The organism is Pedobacter nototheniae, assembly GCF_032678625.1.
In the GTDB taxonomy this organism is placed as follows: domain Bacteria; phylum Bacteroidota; class Bacteroidia; order Sphingobacteriales; family Sphingobacteriaceae; genus Pedobacter; species Pedobacter nototheniae_A.
Map to the genome: position 1 here is coordinate 494,326 of NZ_JAVTSO010000004.1, position 6,330 is coordinate 500,655.

At 36.6% G+C, this 6,330-nt stretch carries 7 protein-coding genes; 6 read left to right on the forward strand and 1 reads right to left on the reverse strand.

The annotated features are described in order from the left end of the window. Window positions 1-25: 25 nt before the first annotated feature. Window positions 26-652: a hypothetical protein gene (locus R2Q77_RS14830; RefSeq protein WP_316804509.1), complete on the reverse strand. Its 627-nt coding sequence runs from the start codon at window positions 650-652 to the stop codon at window positions 26-28. 125 nt (window positions 653-777) lie between these two features. Here R2Q77_RS14830 and R2Q77_RS14835 point away from each other — a divergent pair, with 125 nt between their 5' ends. From R2Q77_RS14835 to R2Q77_RS14860, 6 genes are all read left to right on the forward strand, one after another. After that, entirely contained in the window at window positions 778-2,457 is a 1,680-nt protein-coding gene (locus tag R2Q77_RS14835) for a helix-hairpin-helix domain-containing protein (protein ID WP_316804510.1), read from the forward strand. Between the two features lie 215 nt (window positions 2,458-2,672). Then, complete coding sequence (rfaE1, locus tag R2Q77_RS14840; protein ID WP_316804511.1) at window positions 2,673-3,650, forward strand: D-glycero-beta-D-manno-heptose-7-phosphate kinase; 978 nt, start codon at window positions 2,673-2,675, stop codon at window positions 3,648-3,650. Then, complete coding sequence (gene gmhA, locus R2Q77_RS14845; protein WP_316804512.1) at window positions 3,647-4,201, forward strand: D-sedoheptulose 7-phosphate isomerase; 555 nt, start codon at window positions 3,647-3,649, stop codon at window positions 4,199-4,201. Before rfaE1 ends, gmhA begins: the two co-directional genes overlap by 4 nt. Window position 4,202: 1 nt before the next feature. Continuing rightward, entirely contained in the window at window positions 4,203-4,703 is a 501-nt protein-coding gene (gene rfaE2 / locus R2Q77_RS14850; RefSeq protein WP_316804513.1) for a D-glycero-beta-D-manno-heptose 1-phosphate adenylyltransferase, read from the forward strand. 43 nt (window positions 4,704-4,746) lie between these two features. Next, window positions 4,747-5,685 carry a glycosyltransferase family 9 protein gene (locus tag R2Q77_RS14855; RefSeq protein WP_316804514.1) on the forward strand — a complete coding sequence of 313 codons (939 nt, stop codon included), beginning with the start codon at window positions 4,747-4,749 and terminating at the stop codon, window positions 5,683-5,685. Between the two features lie 4 nt (window positions 5,686-5,689). Continuing rightward, window positions 5,690-6,184 (forward strand): SixA phosphatase family protein, encoded by a 495-nt coding sequence (locus R2Q77_RS14860; RefSeq protein WP_316804515.1) that lies wholly within the window; start codon window positions 5,690-5,692, stop codon window positions 6,182-6,184. Window positions 6,185-6,330 lie beyond the last annotated feature (146 nt).

Sequence of the window (6,330 nt, forward strand, 5' to 3'; positions counted from 1 at the left end):
CACCTCTATTGCGCTCTTTGTTTTTCTATTTAACCGGTTTCCATTCAGGATGCAAGGTTAAATAAGTTTCGTTAACTGATTTTTGTTTTGGATGCACGGTTAATGCTACGCTTTTCTTATTTATAAATTCAAAACCAATCCCATCCGGTTTAGAATCGTACACCAAAATGGTATCCTTATTTTGATCTAAATAAGCTGACAATTTTTCCATCGCCGGAAATTTAAGGGCAATATCACTCAGGCTTCTTCCTGTTCCAAAACCATCCTGTGTTTTGTAAAGATTAGAAGTAACCCTGATTTGTTTTACATCTCTGATAACCATAGTACTATCGCGATAAGAAGAGTAAATCGCAAGCTCGTCTTTTTTATCGCCTTTCGAAACCTTGCCATACCAAATGCCCCAGGCTTTGCCCATTGCAGCATCACCATCATCGGCATTCCCCATCTTTTCAAATACATTTGTCATGTCTTCCCCCACGGATATTTGCCCTACAGAAGTTCCAGGAACAATCAAAAAACGTTCATCAACAATTTTACCAGGTCCTGATTCAATGCTTGCTATAGAATCTCTTTTATGCCCCGAATTGGTTGACGATTGACAAGCAGCTAAACTTGCACTTAGTCCAAATACTAAGATTTTAAGTGTTCTCATTCAGAATTTATTTTAATGGTATTTCATGATCTAATCTTTAATTTAACAACACATCTTTAAAATTGTGTTTAGAAATTAATGACGGCGGAAGGATTTCAGGCTTTATTTTCTAATTTTACAGGCTTATGGAGAATAAAACCATCGCCCGCACCCTTCGTCTTTTATCGCAGTTAATGGAATTGCATGAAGAAAACCCTTTTAAAATTAAATCGGTTGCAAATGCCTATTTTAAGGTGGATAAACTACCTTTTGCCTTAAAAGATAAACCACTGGATGAGATAGATCAGATTGATGGAATTGGAAAAGGTTTGGCCGCAAAAATTATTGAACTCTTGCAAACAGGTACACTGCAGGAGTTAAATTATATTATGGAAAAGACACCTCAAGGTGTTGTTGAAATGCTCGCCATAAAAGGTATTGGTCCTAAAAAAATCTTTATCATCTGGCGCGCCCTGGGTATTGAAAGCATTGGCGAACTTTATTATGCCTGCAACGAAAACCGATTGATTGAAGCTAAAGGCTTTGGTTTAAAAACACAGGAAGAAATTAAAAAAGCCATAGAATTTAAATTGGCCGCAAATGGCAGATTTTTATATGCTCAGGTAGAAGGTTTTGCAAACACGCTGTTCGCACAGATTTCTGAGTGGTTAATTAAAGTAGATTTAAATGCTTTGCTTGGTTTTGCAGGGCAGTACCGCCGTTGCTGCGAAATTATTGATGAACTTGAAATTGTAATTGGTGGCGAACATTTATCTGATGTTATAGCATCATTAAATACTTTTGAACCGGTTTCTTTTATCCAGGCTGAAGATTTATTTATAGCCACAACAGAGGCTGGTTTAAAAATTAAGCTCCACCTGGTTGAAAAACCAGCATTTTACCTTGAATGGTTTAAACAAACAGGCAATGCCCAACATGTAGAAAAAGTATTAAGTCTTGCAGGTTCCGGTCCGTTTACCGATGAAAAAGCCATTTACAGCACGGCTGGACTGGCTTTTATAGCGCCCGAACTACGTGAAGATTTTGACGAGATAGAACTGGCTCAAGCTGATAAATTACCCACCTTAATTACTTATGCAGATTTAAAGGGCAGTTTACACAATCACTCTACCTGGAGCGATGGCGTACATACGCTTGAAGAAATGGCTCTTTTTTGTAAAGACGAATTAAAACTTGAATACCTGGGCATTTGCGATCACTCTAAAACTGCAGTGTATGCAAAGGGATTAAATGAACAGCGGGTTTTTGGCCAGCACCAGGAAATAGATGAATTAAATAAAAAATTAGCACCATTTAAAATTTTTAAAGGCATTGAAAGTGATATTTTAAGCGATGGTTCATTGGATTATTCGGACGATGTTTTAAAAACTTTTGATTTTGTTGTGGCTTCGGTTCACAGCAATTTAAGAATGGATGAAGAAAAAGCAACAAACCGTTTATTAAAAGCTATTGAAAATCCATATACCACAATTTTAGGTCACCCAACAGGTCGTTTATTGCTAAGTCGGGCCGGCTATCCTATAGATTATAAAAAAATTATTGATGCCTGTGCGGCAAACCATGTTGTTATAGAGATTAATGCTAATCCCTTACGTTTAGATTTAGATTGGCGGTGGCACCGATATGCATTAGAAAAAGGCGTTTTACTTTCGGTTAACCCTGATGCACACCGTACAGAGGGTTTCTATGATATGCATTATGGCATTTTAGTTGCCCGTAAAGGTGGTTTAAGTGCAGGTAAATGTTTAAATGCTTTCTCGTTGGAGGAAATTTCAGGCTATTTTACGGCTAAAAAGCAAAGTTAACTACGAGAAAGATTCGAGATTTTTAATCTGCTTAAATTATTTAAGGCATATATTAAAATGTTGATCCTATTTAAGCCACCAATTGCAGATTTAAAAAACCGGCGGCAGATGGAGAAATTTTTAAATCTTTTAATTAGCCTTCGTATGGACAACAATTACGCTTTAATTAATGACATTGGGTAAAAAACTATAACTTTGCCCATTATTAACGGACTATGCTATCAGAAAAACTTTATAACGCCTATAAAACCAAATCGAAACCAAACGTACTTGTAATAGGCGATTTAATGTTAGATCATTATATTTTTGGTTCGGCAAACCGCCTTTCGCCAGAAGCACCTGTACCTGTTATTAATATCAATAAAGAAACCAAAATAGTTGGAGGAGCCGCAAATGTTGCCAGTAATTTAAAAGCACTGGGCGCCAATGTTTACCTTGCTGGCGTAACCGGAAATGATGTTTATGGTGCTGAAATAAAATCTATCTTAGATTCGAACCAGATTGATACCAGTCTGATTATGATGGATGATAACCGCCTTACAACCATTAAAACCAGAGTTATTGCCGGCAATCATCACATTGTAAGAATTGATAAGGAAGATATTCACGACATCTCCACTCAACTTCAAAATGCTTTTGTAAATGCAGTTGAAGTTTGCATTCAGAAAGCTGATATCGTTATTTTGTCTGATTATAATAAAGGTTTGCTAAGCCACAATTTATCGCTTAAGATTATTGAACTTTGTAAACAAAATAATAAAAAAGTTGTTGTAGACCCAAAAGGGCTCGATTACAGTAAATATCATGGTGCTTATATTATAAAACCAAATCGTAAAGAATTAGCTGAAGCATCTAAAACCGAAAGAATTGTTAGTAATGAAGCCTTAGTAAAAGCTGCCGATGTTATTTTTAAAATTACGCAGGCAGAATATTTAGTGGTTACACTCTCAGAAGCGGGTATTGCCATTATAAATGAAAAGGAACATAAAGTTATACCGGTTGTAGCTACAGAAGTTTATGATGTAACCGGTGCCGGTGATACGGTTATTGCAACCCTGGCGTATTGCCTTGCCTTAGGTTTTGATATTGAAGAGGCCGCAACAATTGCCAATTACGCTGCCGCTATTGTAATTAAACACATAGGCAGTGCAACCACAACCATCGAAGAAGTTATTCAATCACTTGATAAATGATATTAAACGAGTTAAATCATCATAAACAAACCATCGATAAAGTAATTGCCGAAACAATTCCGCAAATCGAGCAGGCCTGTCAAATACTGATCGAAACCATTAACTCAGGCTCGAAAGTTTTGCTGGCCGGAAATGGAGGCAGTGCTGCTGATGCACAACACATTGCGGCAGAATTTACCGGACGTTTTGTAAAAGAACGGATTGCTTTGCCTGCAATTGCTTTAACAGTTGATACCTCTGCTTTAACCGCCATTAGTAATGATTATGGTTACGAAAGAGTTTTCGCCAGGCAGGTAGAAGCTTTTGCTAAACCCAACGATGTATTCATTGCCCTATCAACAAGCGGGAACAGCAGAAATATTTTAGCTGCTTTAGAAACGGCCAGAAAATTAGGTTGCAAAACCATTGGGCTTTCTGGAAAAGGTGGTGGTGCCATGAACGATCTTTGTGATGTAAACATTGTTATTCCTGAAACCAATACTGCGCGAATCCAGGAAATGCACATTCTTATCGGGCATATTTTATGTACCGCAGTAGATAACTTATATTAAAATGGCGAGAAATCTTTTAAAGGTACTCGAAGAGAAAATCCTCAACGCCGATAACCTTAAAGAAAAAATTGACGGCTGGAAAAATGATCATCAAAAAATTGTTTTCACAAATGGTTGCTTTGATTTACTTCACCCTGGGCACATTGCTTATTTAAACGAAGCAGCCAGTCTTGGCGATAAACTTGTAGTTGGCTTGAACACAGATGAATCTGTAAAAAAAATCAAAGGAGAAAGCAGGCCTGTAAACAACGAACATAGCAGGGCACAATTGCTTGCAGCTATGTTTTTTATAGATGCCATTGTTCTTTTTAATGAAGATACACCACTTCAGCTGATAAAAAAAATTGAACCCGACGTGCTGGTAAAAGGAGGCGATTATAAAATTGAAACCATTGTTGGTGCTGCCGAAACATTGGAAAAAGGCGGACAGGTAGAGGTACTTTCTTTTTTACCAGGTTATTCCTCTACTGCCATTATAGAAAAAATAAAAAAAGAGGGTTAATTTGAAAACACCTGCAAAAATTTTGGTCATAAGGTTTAGTTCAATGGGTGATATTATTTATACTACCCCGGTTGTACGCTGTTTAAAAGAACAAATACCCAATGCAGAAATTCATTTCTTAACCAAGAAAGAGTTTCAGTACATCTACCAAAACAATCCTTATTTAACTAAACTTCATACTTTAAAAGCAACGTTAAAAGAAACCATCGCTGATATTAAAGAAGAAAAATTTGATTTAATTGTCGATTTGCATAATAACTTACGCACTTCCATTATTAAATTATCAACGAGCATACCAGCCTTAACTTATAAAAAAGACAGGTTAAGCAAACTTTTAGTTTTAAAATTCAGATGGAAACGCTTTATAGATCCCAGGCACTTAGTTGAAAGATACCTGGACACTGTAAAATCTTTAGGCGTAAAAAACGACAATAAACCAATCGATTATTATATCGCTAAAGATTATAATTTAAGTGATTTTTTACCCGAAAGCCACCAACAAAAATATATAGCCTTTATTATTGGCGCTACACATTTCACCAAGCGCTTGCCCAACGATAAAATTATAGCCATTTGCAAAGAGATTAATCTTCCTATAGTACTATTGGGTGGGCCTGATGTTAAAGATAATGCCGAAGTGATTAAAAATGCAGTAGGCAATGCTATTTACAATACCTGTGGAATAACAAACTTAGATCAATCTGTTTTCCTTGTATCTAAAGCACATAAGGTTATTGGATTTGATACCGGCCTTACCCACATTTCTGAGGCATTTAATAAACCTTTGGCCTCTATTTGGGGCGGTACAACACCAGATTTACTTGGTGTACAACCTTATAAAATCACCGATTCTTTAATTGCAGGCGTTGATTTAGATTGCCGGCCTTGTTCAAAATTTGGATTAGAAAAATGTCCGCTAACACATTTTAACTGTATGAAAAACATTCCTGACCAAATGGTTGTTGATTTTATCAATAAATAAGATTATGAAACAGTTATTGTTGGTTAGACACGGAAAATCGGATTGGGGAACAGCGGCTCAAACAGATTTTGACAGACCTTTAAACAAAAGAGGGAAAGAGAATGCGCCTGAAATGGCAGAGCGGCTTTTAAAACGTGGTTTTAAATTCGATTTGATGGTAAGTAGTCCGGCAAAAAGAGCATTAACAACAGCAAAATATTTTGCTGAAGCCTACCAGACAGAAAATATCCAGCTTGAAAAACTTATTTACGAAGCCAATACAACTACTTTGCTTAAAATTGTCAATTCTTTTGGCGAGGATACAGATACTGTAATAATGTTTGGGCATAACCCTGGCTTTACAGATTTTGCTAATGAATTAAGTGATGCTAATATCTATAATATCCCTACTGCAGGTATGGTTTTAATTTCTTTTCCTTTCGAATCATGGAAAATGGTTAGTCGTGGTACCGGAGAAATGGTTTTCTTTGATTACCCAAAAAACAGTGATGAGGTTTAGGCAGGTTTAAGTGCAGGGTTGGACCCGTCATTGCGAAGGCAATTTTTTATTGGCTGAAGTAATCTTTATAACGAAGTTTCCAGGCAATAAAGTTTGCTTCGTAAACTCGCAAGGACGAAATCTTCAAATAGGGTACACCAAACCCA

What these genes read in the sequence shown, in the direction of transcription:
- R2Q77_RS14830 (WP_316804509.1), bottom strand. Translation starts at nt 652, where the DNA reads ATGAGAACACTTAAAATCTTAGTATTTGGACTAAGTGCAAGTTTAGCT.
- R2Q77_RS14835 (WP_316804510.1), top strand. Translation starts at nt 778, where the DNA reads ATGGAGAATAAAACCATCGCCCGCACCCTTCGTCTTTTATCGCAGTTA.
- rfaE1 (WP_316804511.1), top strand. Translation starts at nt 2,673, where the DNA reads ATGCTATCAGAAAAACTTTATAACGCCTATAAAACCAAATCGAAACCA.
- gmhA (WP_316804512.1), top strand. Translation starts at nt 3,647, where the DNA reads ATGATATTAAACGAGTTAAATCATCATAAACAAACCATCGATAAAGTA.
- rfaE2 (WP_316804513.1), top strand. Translation starts at nt 4,203, where the DNA reads ATGGCGAGAAATCTTTTAAAGGTACTCGAAGAGAAAATCCTCAACGCC.
- R2Q77_RS14855 (WP_316804514.1), top strand. Translation starts at nt 4,747, where the DNA reads ATGGGTGATATTATTTATACTACCCCGGTTGTACGCTGTTTAAAAGAA.
- R2Q77_RS14860 (WP_316804515.1), top strand. Translation starts at nt 5,690, where the DNA reads ATGAAACAGTTATTGTTGGTTAGACACGGAAAATCGGATTGGGGAACA.